The 25,849-nt window shown below is 32.5% G+C and carries 27 protein-coding genes; 24 read left to right on the plus strand and 3 right to left on the minus strand.

The features are described 5' to 3' along the window. Positions 1-299 precede the first annotated feature (299 nt). From PYW35_RS03105 to PYW35_RS03140, 8 genes are all read left to right on the plus strand, one after another. Entirely contained in the window at positions 300-1,106 is an 807-nt protein-coding gene (locus tag PYW35_RS03105; protein WP_103322224.1) for an energy-coupling factor transporter ATPase, read from the plus strand. Further along, positions 1,103-1,966, plus strand: coding sequence for an energy-coupling factor transporter ATPase (locus PYW35_RS03110; RefSeq protein WP_016911120.1), 864 nt, complete (start codon positions 1,103-1,105; stop codon positions 1,964-1,966). The genes PYW35_RS03105 and PYW35_RS03110 overlap by 4 nt, the downstream gene beginning before the upstream one ends. After that, on the plus strand, positions 1,959-2,756 hold the full coding sequence (locus PYW35_RS03115; protein ID WP_016911121.1) for an energy-coupling factor transporter transmembrane component T family protein: 798 nt from the start codon (positions 1,959-1,961) through the stop codon (positions 2,754-2,756). Before PYW35_RS03110 ends, PYW35_RS03115 begins: the two co-directional genes overlap by 8 nt. Before the next feature lie 10 nt (positions 2,757-2,766). Beyond that, positions 2,767-3,570, plus strand: a complete 804-nt coding sequence (gene truA / locus PYW35_RS03120; RefSeq protein ID WP_103322223.1) for a tRNA pseudouridine(38-40) synthase TruA — start codon at positions 2,767-2,769, stop codon at positions 3,568-3,570. Positions 3,571-3,779: 209 nt separating this feature from the next. Further along, complete coding sequence (gene rplM, locus PYW35_RS03125; RefSeq protein WP_016911123.1) at positions 3,780-4,217, plus strand: 50S ribosomal protein L13; 438 nt, start codon at positions 3,780-3,782, stop codon at positions 4,215-4,217. Between the two features lie 19 nt (positions 4,218-4,236). After that, positions 4,237-4,629 (plus strand): 30S ribosomal protein S9, encoded by a 393-nt coding sequence (gene rpsI / locus PYW35_RS03130; protein ID WP_016911124.1) that lies wholly within the window; start codon positions 4,237-4,239, stop codon positions 4,627-4,629. A 255-nt stretch (positions 4,630-4,884) separates the two neighbouring features. Further along, positions 4,885-6,561, plus strand: a complete 1,677-nt coding sequence (locus tag PYW35_RS03135; RefSeq protein ID WP_204107800.1) for an RNA-binding domain-containing protein — start codon at positions 4,885-4,887, stop codon at positions 6,559-6,561. 456 nt (positions 6,562-7,017) lie between these two features. After that, the gene (locus PYW35_RS03140; RefSeq protein ID WP_103322728.1) at positions 7,018-7,479 is read left to right on the plus strand and encodes a DinB family protein; all 462 of its coding nucleotides are present in this window, start codon (positions 7,018-7,020) and stop codon (positions 7,477-7,479) included. Positions 7,480-7,501: 22 nt separating this feature from the next. Here PYW35_RS03140 and PYW35_RS03145 read toward each other — a convergent pair whose 3' ends face one another. Beyond that, positions 7,502-7,648 (minus strand): hypothetical protein, encoded by a 147-nt coding sequence (locus PYW35_RS03145; protein ID WP_016911134.1) that lies wholly within the window; start codon positions 7,646-7,648, stop codon positions 7,502-7,504. An 88-nt stretch (positions 7,649-7,736) separates the two neighbouring features. On the opposite strand from PYW35_RS03145, the gene PYW35_RS03150 reads away from it, so the two are divergent. The 3 genes from PYW35_RS03150 to PYW35_RS03160 are packed head-to-tail and all read left to right on the plus strand — an operon-like array spanning position 7,737 to position 9,430. Next, positions 7,737-7,940 carry a DUF1272 domain-containing protein gene (locus tag PYW35_RS03150; protein WP_016911135.1) on the plus strand — a complete coding sequence of 68 codons (204 nt, stop codon included), beginning with the start codon at positions 7,737-7,739 and terminating at the stop codon, positions 7,938-7,940. A 21-nt stretch (positions 7,941-7,961) separates the two neighbouring features. Next, complete coding sequence (locus PYW35_RS03155) at positions 7,962-8,402, plus strand: GNAT family N-acetyltransferase (protein ID WP_103322729.1); 441 nt, start codon at positions 7,962-7,964, stop codon at positions 8,400-8,402. A 23-nt stretch (positions 8,403-8,425) separates the two neighbouring features. Beyond that, complete coding sequence (locus PYW35_RS03160; protein ID WP_016911137.1) at positions 8,426-9,430, plus strand: zinc-binding alcohol dehydrogenase family protein; 1,005 nt, start codon at positions 8,426-8,428, stop codon at positions 9,428-9,430. A 114-nt stretch (positions 9,431-9,544) separates the two neighbouring features. Here PYW35_RS03160 and PYW35_RS03165 read toward each other — a convergent pair whose 3' ends face one another. Together PYW35_RS03165 and PYW35_RS03170 are read right to left on the minus strand one after the other, a co-directional pair. Next, positions 9,545-10,981 carry a YhgE/Pip domain-containing protein gene (locus tag PYW35_RS03165; RefSeq protein WP_233709607.1) on the minus strand — a complete coding sequence of 479 codons (1,437 nt, stop codon included), beginning with the start codon at positions 10,979-10,981 and terminating at the stop codon, positions 9,545-9,547. Beyond that, positions 10,974-11,432, minus strand: a complete 459-nt coding sequence (locus tag PYW35_RS03170) for a MarR family winged helix-turn-helix transcriptional regulator (RefSeq protein WP_016911139.1) — start codon at positions 11,430-11,432, stop codon at positions 10,974-10,976. Before PYW35_RS03170 ends, PYW35_RS03165 begins: the two co-directional genes overlap by 8 nt. A gap of 277 nt (positions 11,433-11,709) precedes the next feature. Here PYW35_RS03170 and dhaK point away from each other — a divergent pair, with 277 nt between their 5' ends. The 13 genes from dhaK to PYW35_RS03235 all read left to right on the plus strand — a co-directional run bounded on the left by dhaK (position 11,710) and on the right by PYW35_RS03235 (position 25,734). Continuing rightward, a complete protein-coding gene (gene dhaK / locus PYW35_RS03175; RefSeq protein WP_103322731.1) occupies positions 11,710-12,675 on the plus strand; it encodes a dihydroxyacetone kinase subunit DhaK in 966 nt (321 codons plus the stop codon). Positions 12,676-12,687: 12 nt separating this feature from the next. Then, entirely contained in the window at positions 12,688-13,263 is a 576-nt protein-coding gene (dhaL, locus tag PYW35_RS03180) for a dihydroxyacetone kinase subunit DhaL (RefSeq protein WP_016911141.1), read from the plus strand. A gap of 3 nt (positions 13,264-13,266) precedes the next feature. Continuing rightward, positions 13,267-13,632 (plus strand): dihydroxyacetone kinase phosphoryl donor subunit DhaM, encoded by a 366-nt coding sequence (gene dhaM / locus PYW35_RS03185; RefSeq protein ID WP_016911142.1) that lies wholly within the window; start codon positions 13,267-13,269, stop codon positions 13,630-13,632. 85 nt (positions 13,633-13,717) lie between these two features. Next, positions 13,718-14,422: a FadR/GntR family transcriptional regulator gene (locus tag PYW35_RS03190; RefSeq protein WP_016911143.1), complete on the plus strand. Its 705-nt coding sequence runs from the start codon at positions 13,718-13,720 to the stop codon at positions 14,420-14,422. Between the two features lie 380 nt (positions 14,423-14,802). Next, positions 14,803-15,537 (plus strand): (Fe-S)-binding protein, encoded by a 735-nt coding sequence (locus tag PYW35_RS03195; protein ID WP_016911144.1) that lies wholly within the window; start codon positions 14,803-14,805, stop codon positions 15,535-15,537. Position 15,538: 1 nt separating this feature from the next. Further along, positions 15,539-16,969 (plus strand): LutB/LldF family L-lactate oxidation iron-sulfur protein, encoded by a 1,431-nt coding sequence (locus tag PYW35_RS03200; RefSeq protein WP_103322732.1) that lies wholly within the window; start codon positions 15,539-15,541, stop codon positions 16,967-16,969. After that, the gene (locus PYW35_RS03205) at positions 16,969-17,661 is read left to right on the plus strand and encodes a LutC/YkgG family protein (protein ID WP_103322733.1); all 693 of its coding nucleotides are present in this window, start codon (positions 16,969-16,971) and stop codon (positions 17,659-17,661) included. Before PYW35_RS03200 ends, PYW35_RS03205 begins: the two co-directional genes overlap by 1 nt. A gap of 754 nt (positions 17,662-18,415) precedes the next feature. Beyond that, positions 18,416-19,951 carry an AbgT family transporter gene (locus PYW35_RS03210; RefSeq protein ID WP_103323441.1) on the plus strand — a complete coding sequence of 512 codons (1,536 nt, stop codon included), beginning with the start codon at positions 18,416-18,418 and terminating at the stop codon, positions 19,949-19,951. Between the two features lie 179 nt (positions 19,952-20,130). After that, positions 20,131-21,072: a mannose-6-phosphate isomerase, class I gene (gene manA / locus PYW35_RS03215; RefSeq protein ID WP_103323440.1), complete on the plus strand. Its 942-nt coding sequence runs from the start codon at positions 20,131-20,133 to the stop codon at positions 21,070-21,072. A 15-nt stretch (positions 21,073-21,087) separates the two neighbouring features. After that, on the plus strand, positions 21,088-21,318 hold the full coding sequence (locus tag PYW35_RS03220) for a hypothetical protein (protein WP_016912732.1): 231 nt from the start codon (positions 21,088-21,090) through the stop codon (positions 21,316-21,318). 244 nt (positions 21,319-21,562) lie between these two features. Then, positions 21,563-22,561 carry a LysM peptidoglycan-binding domain-containing protein gene (locus tag PYW35_RS03225; RefSeq protein ID WP_016912733.1) on the plus strand — a complete coding sequence of 333 codons (999 nt, stop codon included), beginning with the start codon at positions 21,563-21,565 and terminating at the stop codon, positions 22,559-22,561. A 207-nt stretch (positions 22,562-22,768) separates the two neighbouring features. Next, the gene (locus PYW35_RS03230) at positions 22,769-24,139 is read left to right on the plus strand and encodes an EVE domain-containing protein (RefSeq protein ID WP_103323439.1); all 1,371 of its coding nucleotides are present in this window, start codon (positions 22,769-22,771) and stop codon (positions 24,137-24,139) included. 221 nt (positions 24,140-24,360) lie between these two features. Beyond that, complete coding sequence (locus PYW35_RS03235) at positions 24,361-25,734, plus strand: alanine/glycine:cation symporter family protein (RefSeq protein WP_103323438.1); 1,374 nt, start codon at positions 24,361-24,363, stop codon at positions 25,732-25,734. The last annotated feature ends 115 nt before the right edge of the window (positions 25,735-25,849 follow it).

Below are 25,849 nucleotides of genomic sequence, written 5' to 3' on the forward strand. Positions count from 1 at the left end.
ATTCTTTATAAATACAATTTATTTAACACACACAAAGCAAATGAGTGCAATGATAATGTTTACCCACACATAGATATTGTCTAGCTCAGAGTACTCCACCACATTTGAATGACTTATAGCGTGAACTCGTCTATGGTGGAGTGCGCGCTTTTTTATTTTGAAATCCGTTTATACGGATTTTTTTTATGTGCAAATTTATCTATAATAACGCATCGGACTTTTAAAGCAATTAATGATTACAATTTCTTATCTATACTGTAAAATGAAGTAGTAATTAACTTGTTGAAGGATGAATTTAAATGGTGCAGGAAAAAATAATTAGGTTCTCTAACGTTACATTTAAATATGATGAAAATGAACCAGCTGCATTACACGATGTTTCATTTAGCATCCAAAAAGGTAAGTGGACGTCAATTGTAGGGCATAATGGTTCAGGAAAGTCTACAATTGCCAAATTATTAATGGGAATTAATCAAAAATATGATGGTAATATTCAAGTAGGTGACTTAACGCTTTCTGAGAAAACAATTGAAGAAGCACGAAAGCATATAGGTATTGTTTTTCAAAATCCAGATAATCAGTTTATTGGTTCTACTGTAGAATATGACGTTGCTTTCGGCATGGAAAATCAAAGTGTTGCGTATAGTGTTATGCATGATATAGTGGATCAAGTATTGAATGAAGTTGGTATGTCTGATATGAAATCATTTGAGCCGAGCCATTTGTCTGGTGGTCAAAAACAACGTGTAGCAATTGCTGGTATTTTAGCAATGTCTCCGGATGTTATGGTTTTGGATGAAGCAACAGCCATGTTGGATCCTGAAGGTAAAGAAAGCATCATGAATTTAATTAAATCTATTCAGGAAGAACATCATTTAACCGTGATTTCTATTACGCATGATTTAGAAGAAGCAATCAACGCTGATGACATGATCGTCATGAATAAAGGTGAAGTTTATAAACAAGATGTACCTAAAGAAATATTTAAAGAAGGTGCATATTTGAATGAAATAGGATTAGACTTACCTTTCTCAATGAGAATGAATTATTTGTTATATAACAACTACGAATTTACTACTTTCGAACAGTTGGTGAATCGCCTATGAAAATAATCTTTGATCACGTAACTTATGATTATAGTATAAAAACGCCTTATCAATATAGGGCTTTAAATGAAATTTCGACTACGTTCAACGAATCTAAATTTTATGCAATAGTTGGGCAAACAGGTTCAGGTAAATCTACATTGATCCAACATTTAAATGCGATTTTAAAACCTACTGAAGGACAAATCACAATTGATGATACAGTCATTACTAAAAAGACAAAGTCCAAAAAACTTGCTCCAGTTCGTAAAAAGGTTGGTATCGTATTTCAATTTGCTGAGCATCAATTATTTGAAGATACAGTAGAAAAAGATATTATATTCGGTCCGCTTAATTACGGAATGGAAAAAGCAGCAGCCATTCATAAAGCTGAAGAATTAATAGATTTACTTGGTATGGAGCGAAGTATATTAAAGAGATCACCTTTTGAGCTCTCAGGAGGCCAAAAGCGAAGAATAGCAATCGCTGGTGTGTTAGCTATGGAACCAGAGATACTTGTCCTTGATGAGCCTACAGTTGGCTTAGACCCTAGAGGACAACATGACATGATGGAATTGTTTAATGAAATACATCAAACATTAGGCATTACGATTATTTTAATCTCACATCAAATGGATATTGTACTTAAGTATGCTGATGAAGTGAAAGTGATTAAAGCTGGTGAAATCGTAGCAGAAGATCAACCTGTTAATATATTTACTAATCAAGAACTTCTTAATCAAACACACTTGCAAGCACCTAAGATTATTCAACTACAACGAGCTGTAGAAACTAAATACAATATGAAATTTGATCAAGTTGCAACTTGTGAAGAGATGTTTAAAGATATGTATGAAAAGCAGGTGAAACGTCATGACTGATAAAATGATAATTGGACGTTATATACCTGGTAATACAATTATTCATGGCTTAGACTCTAGGATGAAAATGATATATGTATTTTTATTTATGATTTTAATCTTCTTTTGTAACACATGGTCTTCATATGCATTTATGCTGTTAACTGTATTAGTCATTATGTATTTAGCGAAAATAAGATTTTGGTTTCTTATTAAAGGTCTTACGCCTGTTATGCTTTTATTCATCTTTACGTTCGTCATGCATTTAATTGTGACTAAAGGTGGACCAGTTGTATTAGACTTAAAGTTATTTACGATTGAACAGAACGGAATACAACAAGGTGCGTTTATTGTATTAAGACTTGTGTTGTTAGTGATGATATCGACTATTATGACTTTAACAACAAGTCCTATAAGTTTAACGGATGCTATAGAATCTATGTTAAGACCGCTTAAGAAAATCAAGTTTCCAGTGCATGAATTAGCAATGATGATGTCAATTTCATTAAGGTTTATACCTACATTAATGGATGAACTAGATAGAATTATTAAAGCTCAAACTTCAAGAGGATCAGATGTAACAGCAGGGAGTATATTTAATAGGTTAAAAGCCATTATCCCTTTATTAATACCTATGTTTATTTCTGCCTTTAAGAGAGCGGATGATTTGGCAGTAGCCATGGAATCTAGAGGTTATAATGCATCGAATCAACGAACGACTTATCGTAAGTTAAAATGGAAATTTAAAGATAGCCTCGCATTAGCGACTATCCTTATAATAGCAATAATATTATATTTATTAAGGAATTGAGGTACAGACTTTGAGGATGTTAGTTAAAATTTCATATCACGGTGGAAAGTTCATGGGATTTCAAGTTCAACATCATGAACGTACTGTGCAATATGAATTTGAAAGAATTCTAAAAAGAATGCATCAGAAATTTGTTAGAATAAACCCTTCAAGTAGGACAGATAAAGGTGTCCATGCAATAGAACAGTGCTTTCATTTTGATACACATTTAAATATCCCACCAGATAAATGGAAGTACATTTTTAATTCTGCATTACCTAAAGATATATATGTACAAAGTGTCGAACAAATCAGTGACGATTTCCATTGTAGATATGATTGTGTAGGTAAGAAATACCGTTATAAAGTCTATATAGACGAAGAAAGACATATTTTTGAAATTGATACAAAAGTTCAACAGAAGAAACCAGTAGATATCAAAAAGATGAATGAAACCGCACAACACTTTTTAGGCACACATGATTTTACAAGTTTTTGTTCACAAAAAACAGAAATACAAAATAAAATTCGTACAATCTATCAAAGTGAAGTAAATGAAACAGAAGATGGATTTGAATTTGTCGTAACAGGATCAGGATTTCTTTATAATATGGTTCGAGTTATGGTCGCTTATTTAATACTTGTCGGAGAAGGTAAGAGAAGCGGTGAAGAAATTCATACGCTGCTTGAAGAGAGAGATAGAAAGAAAATACCATTTACTGCACCAGCACATGGATTATATTTAGAAAAGATATATTTAGACAAACAAGAGCTGGTCAATGAATTCGGAACAAATATCGAAATATATAATAAAAATTCAACAGAAAATGTTTGAAATCAATTGACAAAATGATAAATAAATTATATTATAGTTAACGGTATTGTTTTATATCCACCACCACGATAAGCCCCGGAATCTTATTGTGTTTTAAGATATATAAGCAGGAATCAGATAACGGAATTTAAGATGTATTTATTTCCTTGGTACAGGTTAATACATACATCTTAACCAAGAACTTTTTTAAATTTTAGGAGGACTCTATAATGCGTCAAACATTTATGGCTAATGAAGCAAACATCGATCGCAAATGGTATGTTGTTGATGCTGAAGGACAAACGTTAGGTCGTTTATCATCAGAAATCGCAACAATCTTACGCGGTAAACATAAAGTAACTTATACACCACACGTTGATACAGGAGATAACGTTATTATTATTAACGCTGAAAAAATCTACTTATCAGGTAACAAAGAACAAGATAAAATTTACTACCGTCACTCAAATCACCCAGGTGGAATCAAATCAGTTTCTGCTGGTGAATTAAAAGAGAAAAACCCAGTTCGTTTATTAGAAACATCTATCAAAGGTATGTTACCTAAAAATAAACTTGGTGAAAAACAAGGTAAAAAATTATTCGTATATGCTGGTGCAGAGCATCCACATGCTGCACAACAACCTGAAAACTACGAGTTACGTGGTTAATTAAGAGGAGGATACTACATTGGCACAAGTTGAATATCAAGGCACAGGTCGTCGTAAAAATTCAGTAGCACGTGTACGTTTAGTACCTGGTGAAGGTAACGTAACAATCAATGATCGTGACGTACGTGACTACTTACCATTTGAATCATTAATTTTAGATTTAAATCAACCATTTGATGTAACTGAAACAAAAGGAAACTATGATGTTTTAGTAAACGTTCATGGTGGAGGTTTCACAGGACAAGCACAAGCTATCCGTCACGGAATTGCACGTGCATTGTTAGAAGCAGATCCAGAATACCGTGGATCATTAAAACGCGCTGGATTACTTACTCGTGACCCACGTATGAAAGAACGTAAAAAACCTGGTCTTAAAGGTGCTCGTCGTTCACCACAATTCTCAAAACGTTAATTGCAAGTTATATCAACGTTTACAGCACTTCTCGAATATACTCGAGAAGTGCTTTTTTGTGTTTTAATAAAGGAATTTAAGTATCTTTATAGTAACCCTAGGGTATTGTCTTGATTAAATTCAAGAGGCATTTCAATTAGATGCAACTGTATGGAACTATGTGCAATAACGTGGTGTTTCTCTAGGATTCATACAATGTATTCACTTATAAATTATTGTATAATATCAATAACTAAGTGAAGGGAAGCGTTTCAAATGTTAGAAAAGAAATTTGAAGATATTTTATATCATTCATCTGAAAACGAAACTATAGAATTTAAAGCTGCCCAGAATAATTTTAATAAACATGAATTAGGGAAATATTTTTCAGCTTTAAGTAACGAGGCTAGTTTAAATGGAAAAGAAGTAGCATGGTTAGTCTTTGGAGTTAATGATCCACATAAATATAGAGAAACGAAAAAATTTATAGTAGGTACTCAATTTAAAAAAGAAGAGGAGGCTATGAATAAAACTAAACAAGAAATAAAAGAACAAATTAATAACAATTTATCTTTTACGGAAGTAGTAGAAAAGATTATAGATGGTAAAAGAGTTATCTTTTTTGGAATTCCTGCTGCGTTAAAGGGAATTCCAACTACTTATCAAGATAAAGCCTATGGTAGGACAGGTGAATCGATTGATATATTGTCTAACTATGAAATGAAAAAAATTTATAGTCAAACTTCGGATGACTGGTCTAAAAAAATTGTTGAAAACGCGACTATTAATGACTTAAATAAAGATGCAATTAATTTAGCACGTGAAAAATTTAAAGTAAAAAATGCTAATTTAGCTGATGATATTAATAATTGGGATGATGAAACATTTCTTAATAAAGCTAAAATAACATTAAAATCAAAAATTACAAATACTGCAATTATTCTTTTAGGCAATCCAGATTCTACTTCGTTATTAGACAATGCGAGAATGACTGTATCCTGGATATTAAAAGATCAAAATAATATTGAAATTGATTATGAGCATTTTTCAGCGCCCATGCTAATTAATATTGATAGAATATACAGTAAAATAAGGAACTTAAATTATAGATATATTGCAGATGATTCCTTATTTCCAACAGAAACCAAGAAATATGATTCTTATGTACTTCGTGAGGCAATAAACAATGCTATTGCGCATCAAGATTATAATTTAAACGGAAAGATTAATCTTGTGGAGTATCCTAATAAAGTAGTGTTATCAAACGTAGGTGAATTTTTACCAGAATCCATTGAATATGTGATTGATTCAGATACTCCAAGTGAGATATATAGAAATCAATTTTTAGCTGATGCAATGGTATCATTAAACATGATCGACACTATCGGTAGTGGAATTAAAAAGATGATGAATATTCAGATGAAAAGAACATTCCCATTACCGACCTATGATATTTCTGAAAAAGGAGCATTGCATCCGAAGGTTCAGGTAACCATTTTTGGAGAAATAATAGATGAAAACTATACAAAGTTACTTGTACAAAATAGCGATTTATCTTTGAGAGAAGTAATGTTACTGGATAAAGTCCAGAAGAATGAAAGAATTGCAAAAAGCGATGCTGATAAACTAAGAAAAAAGAAATTAATAGAAGGCCGTTATCCTAATATTATTATAGCTTCGCATATAGCTGATTTAACTGGTAAAAAAAATAAATACCTTAAAGATGCAGGATTAAATAATGACTATTACAAAGCATTAATTGTGACTATGTTAGAAAAATATCCTAATAGCTCTAAGCAAGAGGTTCTTTCTTTACTAGAAGATAAGTTACCTAATATCCTTGATAAACAGCAAAAAATGAAAAAAGTAGATAATCTATTACAGTCTCTTTCTAGAGAAGGTAAGATTAAATCTACAGGCAGAGGATTAGGTGCTAAATGGATAAAACAATAACCTAAAGTAGATTATTAGGTAATTATATAATAGAAAATAGGTTACTCTTACCTATAAATACTGATATATAGCGATTTTTGAAAAAATATTTAGGTTTTATTAGGTTATTTAATTTATGATTTTAGGTTACTATTGTTATTATATTAATACGTGTTAATTAATATAATAACAAGGATAGAAACTTTTTTAATTATGTAGAAAATGCAGTTAAGTCAGATAAAATTTCATATACAGACGCTTTTGAAATTTTAGGAGTTGGTTATAAAGATTATAAAATATTAGAAGGAGAGAATACTCTAAAGGTCTTAAATGAATTTAGAAGCGTTGTATGAGCCGTTAACTGCACAAGGACTAACTGGGCATGATATTATTGATATGCTTGAAGGTAGTGTTTCCAACTTTCATGACATAGAGGGCAATTAGTTTGCTATAACGGATTAACAGGAGGAAATTGAAATGATAGAAAAACAGTTCCAAGTTTCTTACAATATGTTATCGAACATTATTAAAGATGTCGATGAGAAACAAGCGGATTTTCAATTAGAGTTAGCTAAAAATAATATTAAGTGGCAGCTTGGTCATGTGATTATGGCGAATGAGGCTTTTGTATTTGGTAGTGAGGAAGAAGGGAATGTGCTTGGTGAAAAATTAGGTGAATCGTTCTCTCCAGGTATGTCACCTCAAGATTTTACAGGTGTAGAACCTACATTCCAAGAATTAAAAGATATTTTGATGCAACAGCTTGAAAGAATCTTAAATGCGTTAGATGATAAAATGGGTCAAACAAGAAAACAACCTGTAGCAGGTATGGCGACATTTGATGAAACGATATCATTTGCGATTACACATACAAATTATCATATTGGACAAATTAATTTAATGAAAAACATGTTAATGAACTTAGATCAAGGCGTATAGAAAAACGAGGGAAAAGTAACGATTATGTTTCTTTTCCCTCGTCTTTTTTATTTGAACATTTAAAACATAATAGTGTTTTGTCTTGTTGGACGACGCCTTCAATAAAGCCACTACTACAATAAATATTTGAATCACATGCTTCACATTTACCTACAAATTCTTTTTCCATATAATCACACCTTTAAATTCTATTTACGTGCTTAAAAATGATATGATAATTATATATATATTAACATATTTTTATTGGAGTGATTGAAATGGCTTTAGAAATGAAAACGAATTGTGAAAAATGCGACTATGAATTTCATAGTAAAAGTAATGCTTTTATTTGTGTGAAGGAGCATACGTTTTGTAGAGAATGTGCTGAAAATTTATTTTATGTATGTCCAAATTGTAATGGTGAGCTTGTCGTTCGACCGAAAGTGAAAGCGGATGAAAACACAGTAATAAGAGATAGATAATGGCGTAAATGAGGTGATGTATTGAATATTTCAAGATTACAAGTTAATGAAGTGAATAAAATCATCCCCATTTTTAACGAATATCGAGTTTATTTTGGAGAACAATCTGATATAGATGCAGCCGAAAGATTTTTATATGAGAATTTATCTAGTGACAATGCTGTTATTTTTATTGCTGAAGACAATGATGATGTAATAGGATTTATACAACTATATACGATGTTGTCTTCAATGAAAATGTCGGAATTGCTTATTATAAATGATTTATATTTAACGGCTAAGGCTAGAGGTCAACGTATAGGCGAAAAACTCATGCATCAAGTATTTAAGTATGGGAAAGAAAATGGTTATGAGACAATATATTTAGAAACTGAAAAATCTAATATAGGCGGTAATCGTTTATATACTAAACTAGGCATGCAAATTGATGATGAACATAATTATTATAGTAAGCCATTATAAAATTGAGGTAGAGGTGACTTTAAATGAAAGCAATAGGATTTAAAAAAAGTTTTGATTTGAAAGAGACAAATGAATTTGAAGAGCTTGATTTACCTATTCCTGAACCTAGTAGAAGAGAAATATTAGTAAATGTGAAAGCAGCTAGTATTAATCCAGTCGATACAAAATTGAGAACTACTAATGAAGGTGAATTTAAAGTATTAGGATATGATGCAGTTGGTGTGGTTGAAGCTGTAGGAGATGAAGTTGAATTATTTCATGTAGGGGATGAAGTATATTATTCAGGTTCAAATATGCGTCAAGGATCTAATGCAGAATATCAATTAGTGGATGAAAGACTTGTCGGCATTAAACCAGAACATTTATCATATGCTGAAACAGCAGCTTTACCGTTAACTGCGCTCACTGCTTTCGAGGCGCTTATTGAAGGGTTAAGCATATCCACTAATCCAGAAGATAATAAAGATAAAAAGTTACTCATTATCAATGGTGCTGGTGGGGTTGGTTCTATTGCTACTCAAATCGCTAAAAATTTAGGGCTAACAGTCATTACAACAGCATCTAGAAAAGAAACGAGAAGATGGTCTGAAGAAATGGGCGCTGATATCGTATTAAATCACAAACATCATTTACTAGATGAATTAAAAGCACATAAAATAAATGAAGTAGATTATATTTTTAATACACATAGTAGTGATGCATACTTTAACGTAATGGCAGAAATGATTAAACCAAGAGGTAGAATTGTTGCGCTCGTTAATTTTATGGATAAAGTGAATTTGAATTTATTAAAAGATAAGAGTGTGACATTCTCATTTGAATTTATGTTTACGAGACCAAAATATGAAACTGACGATATGCAAGCACATCATGAATATTTAAGAAAATTAACATATTTACTTGATAGAGGTACAATCAAAACAACCTTGCATACAAAACTAAAAGGACTAAGTGTTGAAAGTGTGACAGAAGCACATAGACTTATAGAAGAAGGTAAAACTATAGGTAAGATCGTAATAGAATATTAGAAGTATTGTGCGATTCTCATGAGCTACTTAATCATAGGAAGACTTGGAGATGTACAACTAATCGTAAAATTAAAAGCACAACCTCTGCTGAGGTTGTGCTTTTTTAATTTCATATTAATAGTCATTTTCGTTTGCTTGACGTCTTAAGTGTGGATATTTAGAACGTACGACATATACGAGCAACGTAAGTGCTGCGAACACTATTGCAATAAGGCCAATTATGAGCATTGATTGTCCGTAAGTTACATCACTTGTAAAGTTAAATATGTTTTCTCTTAGAGCTTTAATGACATAACTCATTGGTGAGAATGGATGTAAGTTTTGGAATATCTTACCTGATAATTGTATTGGGAATGTTCCTTCACTTGATCCTAATTGAAGGATGAGTAAAATGATTGCCAAGAACTTACCGATATTACCTAATACGACTGTTAAGAACGTTACAATCATATATGCTGCAATACTCCATAATAATAATGTTAACGTGAAGTATACTGGATCAGCTATTTCAATTTCAAAACCATATAAACATAGGGCTGCTAAAACTAAAGCTGATCCTAAAGCTTGCATCATAAATATAGCAAATTTACTTAACCACCATCTAAATCCTGTTGAATCTCCAATTCGTTTATCAATAGGGTAGACTGCTGAGAATGCGACAGCTCCAACATATAAACTTAATGAGAGAATATATGGTGCGAAACTTTGTCCGTAGTTGTCTACTTCAGTTAAGTCATCTTCATTTGATACTACTGGGCTGTTAATAGCTTTAACATTTTCCTCGTTAAAGTATTTACCCTCTGATTGCTTGATTGCTTTATCGATATTTTGTTTTAATTTATCGTTGTTTTGTTGTAAATCGTTTAAACCTTGTGATACTTGCATGCTACCTTGTAATAGTTGTTGACCTTCAGCGCCTGCCATTGGTGCTAATTGTTCTAAGCCTGACTCAACTTGTTTGTTGCCATCAATTAGTTGTGATTCAGCATCTGACATTTGTCCGAGCGCTTTAGAAGTATCTTTATAACCATCTGTAAGTTTGTTCATACCTTTAAATGATTCAGATATATATTTTTCTCTAACAGAAGCGCTTAAATCATCTTCAACAGCTGTAACTGCTTTAGATGCTATTTGTGAACCCGTGTAAGAATAACCTGGGTTTGTCTTAACATTTAAATCGATTTTTTCAGGGTTCTTATCCAACATAGAGCCAGCATGTTTCGACGTGTTAGAAGGAATTGAAATAACAGCGAATGATTCACCTTTTTCTAAATGTTTGTCTGCTGTTTCTTGTTTAACAAATTCCCATTTAAACTTATCGTTATCTTTTAATTTGTTTTCTACATCGTTACCGATATTCGCTTTTTCTCCGTTAACTTCTCCGCCACTATCATTGTTAACGACAGATATTTTCAAATCGCCAGTCTTACCATACGGATCCCATAAAGAACCTACAAAAACTGAACTATAAATTAAGGGGATTAACATAATTGCGATTAAGGAAACGAGTAAAAATTTGTGTGTCCACAGATTTTTTATATCATCAAACATGTTTAACATTGTCCTTTCCTGTTATAAGATTATTAGCTTTTTCTAATTGTTTAACAAATGTGATGATTTCTTGATCAGAGAAGTGAGCAGACAGTTTACGATTGAATGTTTCGTAAATGACATCTTCAGTACGGTTAACAAGTTTCAATCCTTTTTCAGTTAACAGAACAGATTTTTCTCTTTTATCTTCACCTTGTTGAATTGAAATAAGATCGAGGTTTTTCAATTTGTTTATTCTATTTGATATTGCTGTTTTAAAAACACCTTGTTTAGATGCAATAAAACTATACGTACACTTAGGGAAATCTTTAATAATTTTTAAAGTTTGATATTGTTCTTTAGAAATAACTTCATCTAATCCAGAATTATTTAAAATTTTTGCTACTTCACTATGGATATTAATGATAGATTCATGAAATAAATTAAATGCTCTTTTTAAATCTTCTTCCAATTAGTACACCTCCTGTACTTAACACAAAGATTATAGTACACCCTATGTACTATAATTGCAAGAGATTATGATCAAAATTTAAAATTAACAAAGATTTAGTATGAAATTGTATCTCTGATTTTTAGAGGAACTTATATAAATTATGTGAAAGGTACAAGATAAAGGACAAAGATATTCTAGGGATTCAATCATGCTTTTATTCATATTGTTAACGCTTACTATGTTAAACGCTTTATAATAGAAATGTAGGATTAACAATTCAACGGGAGGCTATTTTATGAAGAAATTAATGAAAGAAAAAACACATTTTGTTGCCGATATGCTAAAAGGCATTGAAGTAATGGATAACTCAGTTGAAATTATAAGTGATAATGTTATTGTTCGAAAAAAACTTAAAAAAAGTGGTGTGGCTTTAGTTTCTGGTGGTGGATCAGGCCACGAACCGGCACATGCAGGTTTTGTTGCGGAAGGTATGTTAGATGCTGCTGTATGTGGCGAAGTATTTACGTCACCAACACCTGATAAAATTCTAGAGGCTATTAAACATGTTGCGACAGATGAAGGCGTATTACTTATTATTAAAAATTATGCTGGTGATGTCATGAATTTTGAAATGGCTCAAGAAATGGCGGAAATGGAAGGTATTTCTTGTCAGTCGGTAATTGTTCGTGATGATATTTCTATAGAGAATGAACAAGATAGAAGAGGTGTAGCTGGAACGGTATTAGTCCACAAATACGCTGGCTATTTATCAGATAATGGATATAATTTAACTGAAATTAAGGAAAAAGTTGATGCGTTTATTGAAAGTATAAGAACAATTGGCATGGCAATATATCCTTGTTTAGTACCTACAACTGGTCAATATGGATTTGACTTAGATGACAGTAAAATGGAAATAGGTATAGGTATTCACGGCGAAAGAGGTATATATCAAGAGAATATGGAATCTATTGATGAAATCATAAATAGATTAATGCATGAGCTTGAAAAGGAAATTTCTGATAAGTCATTAATTGTTATGATTAATGGTATGGGCGCAACGCCGGACTCAGAACTTGCGATTATAGCTCATTATTTCAATGAATATGCATTAAACAAAGACTTAGACATTAAAAAATACTTTGTTGGAAATTATATGACAGCACTTGATATGCAAGGATTCTCTATAACACTTGTGCCATATCAACAAGCGTTAGAAGAGGCTTTTAATGCACCGACAGAAAGTAAATATTTTAAATAGGAGGCATTTTTGATGAATGCAGAAACGCTTTTAAATAGACTTAAAGATTTAAAAAATACATTTGAAACTGAAGAACAAAATTTAACCAATCTAGATAGAGCGATTGGCGATGGTGACCATGGTGTAAATATGTTAAGAGGCTTTAAAGCAGTTGATGAGAAAGCGTCGGGTGAAACAATTAGTGATGTATTAAAATCTACGGGAATGACACTCATGAGTTCAATTGGAGGTGCATCAGGTCCACTTTACGGATTTAGCTTTGTTAAAATGGCAGGTCTTGACCATGATGAAATCACCCAAGAAAATTTAAAAGAATATGTTAATACATTCAAAGATGCTGTTGCTACAAGAGGTAAAGTATCAGGTGGAGAAAAGACAATGTATGATGTGTTGTTAAAAGCAACTGAACATTTAGAAAATGGACATCAATTAACTGAAGAAGATTTGCAACAATTTGCTGAAGATACTAAAGCATTAGAAGCAACTAAAGGAAGAGCTTCTTATTTTAAAAAAGATTCAATTGGTCATATGGATCCAGGTGCTCAAAGTATGGTGTATGTATTAAAAGTTCTAAGTGAGGATGTGTAAATTATGGCGACTATCGGAATTATTAGTCATAGTAAAGAAATAGCCCAAGGTGTTAAAGATTTATTAGAACAAATGTCACCTAATGTAACAGTTATTGCAAAAGGTGGTACAAATGAAGGTGAAATCGGTACGAGTATTGATACCGTTAATGAAGTTATAAATGAATTAACAGAAGATGCATTATTATTTTATGATATAGGTTCATCTGAAATGAACCTTGAAATGGCGCTGGATTTATATGAAGGAGAATATAAATTATATAAAGTAGACGGTCCAATCGTAGAAGGTGCATTTTTAGCAAGTGTATCTTTATCTACAGGTGCAACATTAGAAGAAGCAATTGAAAGTATTAAAAGAGAATTTTCGTAAAAGTATATAAATTTTTTTACGATTTAATAAATATTAAATGATATAATTGCTCTACTAATGATTTTAACAAGGTGGAGAAATATAAATGAAGATATCGAACAAGAAATTATACGAAAAAGTTGCAGATGTCATCATATTGGATATTAATGAAGGACGTTTAAATACTGGAGATCGTTTACCATCTATTAAAGCTTTGTCTGAAAGCTTTGGGGTAGGACAAGCAACTATAAGAGAAGCGTTAAATGCTTTAAGAGCTATGGGATATATAGATATTAAACATGGCCAAGGAACATTTATAACGGAAAGAGAAGAACCACGATTTAACTTTGAAGCAATAAACGGAGATGTTAAAGACATCGAAAATTTATTAGAAGTTCGGAGTATTGTAGAAGTAGGCGTTGCAAGATTAGCAGCGAAGAATAGAAACGATGAAGACTTATTAGCGATAGAGTCTGCATTGAAAGATATGAAATTAGCAATAAAGGAAAATGATTTAGGAGAAGCATCAGACTTAAAATTTCATTTAGCGATAGCAGATGCAGCTAAAAATGATATTTTAAAACAATTGCTATTAAACGTATCTGACATCATGAGACATACAATGAAAGAAACAAGAAGAATTTACTTATATACTAAAAGTAAATCAATCGAAAAATTGTATAACGAACATAAAGAAATTTTTGAAGCAATCAAAATTCAAAACGCTCAACTAGCTCAAAGTAAAATGGCTTTTCATTTAGAAGAAGTAGAAAAAGTCGTGTTAAGTAATATTAAAAAAACTGAAAGTTAAATAATAAAAAGCTTGGGACATTCACATCTAGGCAAGCATGCACAAAATCGTAACACTGTATAAAGAAAGCATATCACACTACTTACTGAGAAATATCAGTAGCGTGATATGCTTTTTTATTTTGAATTGAGCAGATCAAGTCTTCGTGTGATTTACCCGTGAATTTATCAAGTCACGCCCCACATGATATAATAAATACATATAAGGTCATACGATGACTATATGAGTTATGGTATAATATTTCTATTACATTATAGTTGATCATGTTAGACCAATATAATGCAGGTACTAATTATATATGGGCAGTATTAGTATCACTTTAAGTTAATGATATGGGCATTGAATTAACTAATTTAAAAACTGATAAGGGTGGTTATATTATGAAAGTGAGTTTATTTTCTACTTGTTTAGTAGAGGCATTAAACACACGAGTAGGTATCGCAACTGTTGAATTGCTTGAGAGACTAGGATGTGAAGTGGACTATCCGGCTAGTCAAGTTTGCTGTGGGCAACCTGCATTCAATTCTGGCTATGTTGAAGAAGCTAAGAAAGCAGCTAAGATTATGATTAATGCTTTTGAAGATTCTGAGTATGTAGTTGGACCTTCTGGTAGTTGCGTTACAATGTTTAAACATTATCCAAGTGTGTTTGAAGATGATAAAGAATGGTATGAAAGAGCTCAAGCACTGAGCGACAAATCTTATGAACTTACACAATTTATAGTAGATGTGTTGAATATTACAGATGTTGGTGCACATTTAGATGGTAAGGCTACCGTTCATCCTTCTTGTCACATGACGAGATTACTAGGTGTAGTGAATCAACCAACAGCATTATTAGAACAAGTTGAGGGACTTGAGCTAGTAGAATTGCCTCATTATTATAATTGTTGTGGATTCGGTGGAACGTTCGCTGTGAAAATGGGTGATGTTTCGACTGAAATGGTTGATGAAAAAGTGGATTCAATTTTAGCAACGGGTGCTGATTATTTAATTGGTGCAGATGCGAGTTGTTTAATGAATATTGAAGGACGCTTAAAAAGACGTGGAGCAAATGTTAAAGTATTGCATATTGCTGAAGTATTAAATAATCAACTAGCTAAGGCGGTGCAATAACATGGCAATGCGTATAGGTGATAAGACGTTCAAAGAAGCTTTTAAAGTAGAGAGTAAAGATACGTTTATGAGAGGTGCTGTAAGCTCGGCACAAGATAGGCTAAGAGATAGAAAATTACAAGCTCAAGAAGATCTTGGTAATTGGGAAGAATGGAGAAATCATGCTGAAGAAATTAGACAGCATACACTTTCAAATTTAGATTATTATTTAGATTTATTAGCTCACAATGTAGCAGAATTAGGTGGACATGTTTATTTTGCTAGCACACCTGAAGAAGCTAATGACTATGTGACAAACGTTTTGAAAAAGAAAAAAGCTAAAAAAGTCGCAAAATCAAAATCTATGGTAACAGAAGAAATTAATTTGAATGAAGCAATGGAAAAGGCTGGTTGTGAAGTTGTAGAAACAGACTTAGGTGAGTACATTCTACAAATTGATGATCACAATCCACCTTCTCATATAGTTGCACCTGCTTTACATAAAAATAGAAACCAAATTAAAGATACTTTACATGAAAAGTTAGGCTATGAAGGAACGGAAAATCCTGATGAAATGACCTCATTCGTAAGAAATAAATTGCGCCAAGACTTTTTATCAGCAGATGTTGGTGTGACAGGATGTAACTTTGCTGTAGCAGAGAGTGGGAGTTTTACTTTAGTTACAAATGAAGGTAATGCAAGAATGGTATCTACTTTACCTAAGACACAAATTACGGTGATGGGAATGGAAAGAATTGTTCCGACACATGAAGAACTCGAAGTCCTTGTTGGTATGTTAACGAGAAGTGCAGTAGGTCAAAAATTAACAAGTTATGTGACGACTTTAACTGGTCCAAGAGGCATTGGTGAAATAGACGGACCAGAAGAATTTCATCTCGTTATTATTGATAATGGACGTTCTAAAATATTAGGTACACAATTTCAGTCCATTTTACAATGTATACGTTGCGCCGCTTGCGTTAACGTTTGTCCCGTTTATAGACATTCAGGCGGACATAGTTATGGTTCTATATATCCAGGTCCTGTTGGTGCAGTACTTTCACCTTTATTAGGAGGATATGAAGATTACGGACAATTACCATATGCATCTTCATTATGTGCAGCTTGTACAGAAGCGTGTCCCGTTAAAATTCCTTTGCATGATTTATTGTTAAAACATAGACAAGTAGAAGCGGAACAACAAAAATCAACGCCTAAAACAGAGCGCATGTTAATGAAAGGATTTGGTTTTGGTGCTTCTAAACCTACGTTATTTAAGTATAGTATGAAGTTAGCTAGACCAATGATGAAACCTTTCAGTGATAATGATTCAATTCATAAAGGACCTGCACCACTTCACTCATGGACACAATCAAGAGATTTTCCTTTACCTGAAGAAACGAGGTTTAAAGATTGGATGCAACAACACCTTAAAGAAAGGGAGGATCAATAATGGCTGGTACAATACAAAATAGAACAAAGTTCTTAAACAATATTTCAGAGCAATTAGGTCGTCCGAAACCAATAAAAGTGAACAAACCTGAGTGGGAATATCAACCACAAGAAAAAACATTAACGGGGCTTAGTCCATCACAACTCGTAGACTTGTTAGAAGAACAATGTAAAAAAATTCATACAGGGTTTGTTAAGACGACTAAAGCTTCATTAGATAGTACTTTGCGTGATGTAATTAAAGCATATAATCAAGGTGAAATCATTGCATGGAATGATAAGCGCTTTGAAGAAAATGGTATAAATTTGGAACAATATCAAACTTATATTTGGAATGAAGAAAATGGTGAAGAGAATAGAGTAGTAGCTGAAAAAGCCAATATTGGTATTACATTCAGTGACACAACATTAGCTGAAAGTGGCACTGTCGTATTATATGCAGGAAAAGGCAAAGGCAGAAGCGTCAGTTTATTACCAACACACTATATAGCAATCGTTCCTCAATCAACAATTGTGCCGAGATATACACAAGCAGCACAAGAAATGAATAAAATGATGAAAGATAAAGAACGATTTCCATCATGTATCAATTTGATTTCAGGTCCATCTAATTCAGCAGATATTGAAATGGAGTTAGTAGTAGGGGTACATGGACCTGTTAAAGCAACATATATAGTTGTAGAAGATATATAAAGTTGAGTATGATATCTTTTGAGTCTTCTTGTGATTTGATGAGTCTTGCAACATAGAGACGTTCTATGTTGCTTGTTTGGTCAGTCTTGCAACATACAGAGCTTCTATGTAGCTTGTTTAGTAAGTCTTGCAACATAGAGCATGTACCTAAAAGAACAAGCAAAAAAATATATGGAAAATATATTATTCTCCACGATTTTGTAAAGTGCTGACGCCCGGGGGAATAGTATGTGCGAGAGACTACAGGCTCGAACCATACCCCCAGGCAAGCATGCATTTTCAAAATCGTAAGATTTTAAAATGATAAAAAGATCTCTTCACTAAGCTATAGCCTAATGAAGAGATCTTTTATTTTGTGAATGGGTATTTATGTCCCAGACTCTTTAAATTTTTTTATGTAAAAATTAAAGCGATAAGCTTCAGGAGGCTTATCGCTTTAGGGTATGTAACCCCATCCGTTCCATTTCATAATCATATATAAAGACTTCTTACAGTTAATAATAAATTGTATGATGCCTATTCAATAATGAAGTACATTTATTACAACTTATCATCTGTATATTTAGTATAAGCTCAACATTACATATTATCAATGTTAATTCATAAAAAAATATGCCAAATTTACACTTAAATTTCATATATGACATGACTCGCAAATACTTATGGTATGCTATTTACAAAAATTATCAGAAACTTCAAAAAATAATATGTTTTATGATATACTGTTCCTAATTTATTTTTGGGAGGAAAACTTATGAGCCAAACAAAACAGAAGATTTCAATCATTCATCGATTTCTCAATTTTATAGAAAAAGCAGGTAATAGATTACCTGATCCAAGTATTTTATTCTTCTTTTTATGTGCTGGGTTAATTTTTCTTTCATGGTTTGTTTCTTTATTTAATATTAAAGTTGAGAATCCAGGTACAGGAAAGACAGTTGAAGTTACAAACCTTATTTCTAGAGAAGGATTTGGGAAAATTATAAGTGAATCCATTACAAACTTTTCTGAATTTCCAGCATTAGGTTTAGTATTAGCTGTAATGTTAGGTGTAGGGGTAGCAGAAAAAACAGGTTATTTCGATAAATTAATGATTCAAGTTGTACAAAAAGCACCTAGAAAAATTATTGTACCAATTATCATATTTGTAGGTATTATAGGTAATGCTGCTGGCGATGCTGCGCCAGTTGTACTTCCGCCCTTAACGGCCTTAGTATTTATAAAGTTAGGCTATCATCCAATTGCAGGACTTGCTATGGCTTATGCTTCAGCACTTGGTGCGTTTGCAGCGAATATAACTTTAGGAATGGGCGATGCACTAGTATATGCGTTTACTAAACCAGCAGCAGAAATTATTGATAAAGATATTAATTTAAATGTAGCGATGAACTGGTACTTTATTGCTGCATCGACGATTATTTTACTCCCAGCAATTTATTATGTCAGTATGAAAATTGTTATTCCACGTCTTGGAGAATATAAACCAAATGAAGATACTGAAAATGATGAAGCAAAAAATGAAATTAGCGCTAAAGAAAATAAAGCTTTAAAATTTGCGAATATTAGTTTTATGATCGTTGTAGGTGTATTACTGGCATTATCTATACCAGAAAACGGATGGTTAAGAAACCCTAAAACAGGTAGCTTAATTGAGAAAGCACCATTAATGGATGGAGTAGGCATTATCATCTTAATTGTCTTCTTTGTGCCAGGTTTTGTGTATGGTATTGTTTCTGGAAGAATTGGCAATACTAAAGATTTAGGGAAAATGTTATCAGATTCAATGTCGACAATGGGTAGCTTTATTGTGATTGTCTTCTTTGCTGCTCAATTACTCGCATATTTAGAATGGAGCAACTTAGGTATCGTGATATCTGTAAAAGGAGCAGAGATGTTGCAAGGGCAAAATGGTGTAGTGCTCATTATCGGCTTTATTATATTGAGTAGTTTAATCAATTTACTCATTGGAAGTGCATCAGCAAAATGGGCAATATTAGCACCGATTTTTATACCGATGTTTATGTTGCTTGGATATCATCCAGCATTTACTCAAATGATCTATAGAATAGGGGACTCTATAACGAACCCAATAACACCGATGATGCCTTACTTACCATTATTACTTTCCTATGCTCAAAAATACGATCAAAATATGAAATTAGGAACATTAATTTCTAGTTTAATGCCTTATTCAATCGTTCTAGCAATCGTTTGGCCAATATTTATGATTATATGGTTTTTATTAGGTATACCTCTTGGTCCAGGTGGAGATATTTACTTTAATAAATAAATTTATTCTAGACGAATTAATTGTTAGTTATAATAGTTCTATTTCAAGTATATTTGTATGAAAGCTATTCCATAAATAACTGTCTATATGGTACAATCACCAATGGTAGATCAATAACATTTCAAATAAGAATATACAATATATAATATATATAACAACAAATAGAAAAGGATGATTTAATGTCTCCGTTAATGTTAAAGCCTGTCTTTAAAGAGCGCATATGGGGCGGCCGAAATTTAGAAAAAATGGGATATAACCTTCCAAATGGACAGATAGGTGAATGTTGGGGAATATCTGCTCATGAAAATGGACCTAACGAAATAGCAAGTGGCCCGTATAAAGGGCAAACTTTAGACCAAGTTTGGTCAGAACACCCTGAGCTTTTTGGCAACCCTTCAGAAGAAAAATTTCCATTACTCACTAAAATTTTAGATGCTAATGATAAATTATCAGTTCAAGTACATCCTGATGACACGTATGCATCCGAACATGAAAATGGTGAATTTGGTAAAACAGAATGTTGGTATGTTATTGACGCAAAAGAAGATGCAGAAATTATATATGGTACATATGCTAATACAAAACAGCAATTAGAAGAATTTATAAAAAACGAAGATTGGGATCATCTTTTTAAACGTATTAAAGTAGAACAGGGAGACTTCTTTTATGTGCCAAGTGGAACAGTACATGCTATAGGAAGCGGCATTATGATTTTAGAAACACAGCAAAATTCTGATACAACTTATAGAATTTATGATTATGATCGCATCGATCAAGACGGAAACAAAAGAGAGCTGCATTTAGATAAGAGTCAAGATGTCATTACTGTTGGTTCACAAAGTCCGAACGTACCGCCTAAAAAAATTGATGACGAAGAACAAAAAGGTATATTGTTAGTTGAGAGTGATTTCTTTACAGTTGCTAAATGGCAAATCAATGGAACATTTAACTTTAGAAAACCGAGAGATTATTGTTTAGTTAGTGTCATTGCAGGTAACGGAGAAATTATAACTGACGGAAATGTATTTGAAGTAGATAAAGGTGATCACTTAATCATGACTGCAGATGATTTAGATAACCATATTAACGGTCAATTAGAAGTTATTATTAGCTATGTTTAGAATGGAGCAAATAAAATGAAGAAATTTTTATATTTATCATTAGCGTGTGCAGTTATAGCCGGGCTAGGAATATTCTTTGGCTTACCAAAATATCCTACTCCTGTCATTCCATTTATAATTGCGCTAATAGGATTGCTATTAGCTATCTCTACAGTAAAAGATAAAGAAATTTCAGCAGGGCTTAAGCTAGGAGGCATTTTAGTAAATCTGATGCCATGCTTAGCCGGACTATCATTAATTATATAAATAGAAATAGAAAAAACAGCCGACAAAATATAAATTTGCCGGCTGTTTTGTGATTTATTTAAATTGAGAAGTTTTTTATAAATGTAGTATCTTATACTATTATCTTATTATGAATCTTTCAAAATAATATAGAGTTATAGGATTAGTGAAAATGAAATAAAACTGTAATATAAACCACTCTAAATACAGTGTATAATTAGAAAGAATAAATAAATAACTGGAAAGAAGATGGAGGTAAATTAATTTGAAGAAAAAGACAATAGCGGCTTTCGTTGGCGCTTCTGTAGCAGTAGCAGTATCTTCTCATCACGCTGAAGCGGCAACGTATAAAGTTAAAAGTGGAGATTCTTTGTGGTTAATTGCTGACAAACATAATACAACAATTGCGAAAATAAGAAGTTTAAATAAATTAAACTCTAATCTCATTTTCCCTAATCAAGTATTGCAAGTACCGGGAACAACAAGTTCATCGAATTCTAACACGGGTTCTACTTCAACTTCATCAACGACATATTATACAGTGAAATCGGGAGATTCATTATCAGCAATTGCCGGTAAATATGGTACATCATACCAAAAGATTATGTCATTGAATGGATTGAGCAATACTATTATTTATCCGGGACAAAGGTTGAAAGTTAATGGAACAACAAGTTCTAGTAGTAGTTCTAATAATACCGGGACGTCAAATAATTCAGGTAGCACTTCTACATATACAGTGAAATCGGGAGATTCATTATCAGCAATTGCAGCTAGATATGGTACAACTTACCAAAAAATTATGTCTTTAAATGGATTATCAAATTTCATTATTTATCCAGGACAAAAACTAAAAGTAAGCGGCACTGTTTCTAACACTGGCGGCAATTCAACTTCTAATAACAATAGTGGTTATGTAGCACCTAAGTTTTACCATCAAAATTTATATGACTGGGGACAATGTACTTGGCATGTCTTTAACCGTCGTCAAGCTATCGGTAAACCAATCAGTACTTACTGGTGGAATGCAAATAACTGGGCTAGTGCAGCAGCTAAAGATGGCTATAGAGTCAATCGTACGCCAGCTGTAGGATCAATCTTGCAATCATCTGCTGGATATTACGGTCATGTGTCATTTGTAGAACGTATAAATTCAAATGGTAGCATTCAAGTTTCAGAAATGAACTTTGCTTCATCTCCAGGTGTATTAACTTATAGAACAATAGCGGCTTCACAAGTATCAAGTTATAATTTTATACATTAAAACACAAAACTGAGACACATTGTTGTCTCAGTTTTTTTATACGTGTAAACATAGACATGAATGTGAATGTCTTATACAATGTAAATATTAATGTGTTGTTAAAAAAGTAAATGCAAAGTGAACTTTTCATAGAATATAAAACAATGACATCAAAACAAATTTGATGATGATGATAATCGATAATTATTGATATTAAGGAGTATACATATGTCTGAAGAAAGAAACTACTTTTGGTTAAATTGTGGATATAATAGGTGGAATCATACGGAACCATTAGAAGGACAAATAGCGGTATTTGAGTCAGGTGCAAGTTTTAATCCTACTCAAGGATATCATGCATTTAAAACAGCAAGACCTGGAGACAAAGTAATATACTATCAAGTTCAAAATCAAGTAGGATTGCTAGGTTATGGTGAAATTGTTCATGTTCAAACTGGTGGCAATCAAAAGGTGAGTATTCACTTTAAATTCGAGGAATCTTTAACGATGCTATCTATTGAATATTTAAAAAGAAGTGAACAATTAGAATTAAGAATCAAACAGATTACAGATCAATTGTTTAATCGTATTTCAAAAGAAGAGTTTGATTTAATTATTGGATTAGGACAAGGTGCAATTAAAATCCCAAGATATTTTCTATTATCTGAAGAAATCCCATTTGAAGAAGATGAAACTTATACTATATTTACACATACTGTAAATGGCATTAAAAGAAATGGTTATACCTATTATACGCAATTAGAAATAGGTGACCAAATTGTATTTTTAAGTAGAAACGCTAATCACTCAATTATTGGTACTGGAGAAGTTTCTGATAGTATACATAAACTTCCACCACAGCCTGGTAGAACAGATTCTACTTGTATTAAAGTTAAATATCATAACGATATTAACCCTATAAATGTTGGAGAATTAAATAAACATCAATCCTTAAAAAAATTATACTTCTTACAAGAAAATTCAAAGCAATCTATTGCTAACTTAACTAAAGCTCAATATGACGCAATGATGGATATGAGTAACGGCACGTATCAACAAAGCTCAAATCAACAATATGAGATGCCTGTTCAACGAGAGCAAGAAACTGAACATAAAAAAGACAAGCCTATCATTTTGATGCTTTGTGATAATAAAGAAGATGGATTGAAAAAAGCTAAACATTATGTTGAACGTGAACTTGCTAAAGGTATATATACTGTCGGTCATCCAGACTTTTCAGAAGAAATGTTATATGGCAGATATTTACCGAATGAAAGTGGCGCGTTGTATTACAGAGAAGGATTTATCACAGGTCATATTACGAACTCTGAAAGAGAGTGGCTCGTTATAGATCAGTTTGAAAGAATCGATCCAGAAATATTTCAGTTATTCTTAAATGTGCTTGATGGGCATGAAATGACAGTACCGAGATATAACCACGAAGGAAAAATGGTCAAATGGAGTTTAGAAAAAGACTCATTCTACCGTCACAATCCAAAGTGGAGAATGATCGGTTTATGCTATGGCTCATTAGAAGATATTAAACAACAATACTCTCATCAGTTTTTAAAACATTGTAGAGTGCTACATGTAGGATAATAAATAAAACAGTTTGGTACATAAATATCCATTCTCGAAACAAAGGTCTCTTCATTAGGTTATAGCCTAGTGAAGAGATCTTTTGTTTTTATATCTTACGATTTTGAATCAGAAGATATTTTACCATTCTGGTGTAATAGGGTTTATTAAATACTGAATATTCTGTAAGATGATAATATGCTTATGTGTATTCCTATTATAAAAAGAGAAGGGGTCATTTTATGGAAAAAATCGTAGCATTTTCTGATTGGTTATGGGGGTATCCAATCGTCACACTTTTATTATTATCTAGTTTATTTTTAACATTATACTTAGGTTTTATTCAATTTAGACATTTTGGATATATGATGAAACAAACATTTGGCAGCATTAATAAAAAGCCAAAGGGTGAAGGAACCATTACACCAAGACAAGCATTAACATCGGCGTTATCTTCTACAGTTGGTGCAGCAAATATTGTTGGTGTGCCTACTGCCATTATGATGGGTGGTCCAGGTGCTGTATTTTGGATGATGGTTATCGCCTTTTTAGGTATGGCTTTAAAATATAGCGAGAACGTATTAGGTATTCATTATCGAGAAAAGAATGATAAAGGTGAGTTTGTAGGTGGGCCAACTTATTACATGAAAAAAGGTTTTAAAAATAAGAAAGTCGGTCTCATATTTTCCTTTGTATTTGCGTTTGCATTAATGATTGAGCTTATACCAAGTATTATGGTACAAGGTAATTCAGCAGCAAGTACAGTTGAAGATACATTCAATATCGATATGGGTATTACAGGCATTTTATTAGCTATTGCAGCGGCAATGGTTGTATTTGGCGGTATTAAGCGTATTGCAACGTTTACTGAAATGATTGTTCCGATAATGGTTGGATTGTATTGTATTATGGGATTCATTATAATTGCGATCAATATTCAGCATGTACCGGGTGTCATCGCTTTAGTTGTTGAAAAAGCTTTTAACCCAGATGCTGCTTTAGGTGGTAGTTTTGGTGCAGCGCTAGCGACTACGGTTCGTTGGGGATTCGCGAGAGGTATTTATTCTAATGAAGCTGGTTTAGGTACATCACCAATTGCGCATGCAGCAGCAAAGACAGATCATCCAGTTAGACAAGCTTTCTGGAGTGTGAGTGAAATTGTAGTAGATACTTTAATTATTTGTAGTACGACTGCATTCGTAGTGCTCGTTTCAGATGTATGGAAAGATGATGATGCAACTGAACAATCAGCAGCGCTAACGGCGAGAGCATTTAATAATGCTTTCGGAACATTTGGAAGCTGGATAGTATCTATTTCGATGGTGTTCTTCGTGTTCTCTACAATTATAGTCGTTATATATTATGGCTCAAGGATGGCAGAATACTTATTTGGACTCACAGCAGGATTTATTATGAAAATTGTTTACGTATTATCAATTGCGCTTGGAGCTTTTGGTGCAGGAACACAACTATGGAACTTATTAGATATTGCTTTAGCATGTATTTTAATTCCGAATATTATAGCTGTTGTCTTGCTATCACCTAAAGTTAAAGCATTAACGAAAGAGTTTTTTACAGGAAAAGAATTTTATTTGAAAGATAAAAAAGGTAAGTAACATTCATCACTTAATTTCAGTGTGTCGACAAAGTTTTTAAAACTTTGCCGGCATTTTTTTATGCGCATGCTTTCCGCGGGCATGTTCTCAGCCTGTAGTCTTCGAATCATGCTGT

It is taken from the genome of Mammaliicoccus vitulinus (genome assembly GCF_029024305.1).
In the GTDB taxonomy this organism is placed as follows: domain Bacteria; phylum Bacillota; class Bacilli; order Staphylococcales; family Staphylococcaceae; genus Mammaliicoccus; species Mammaliicoccus vitulinus.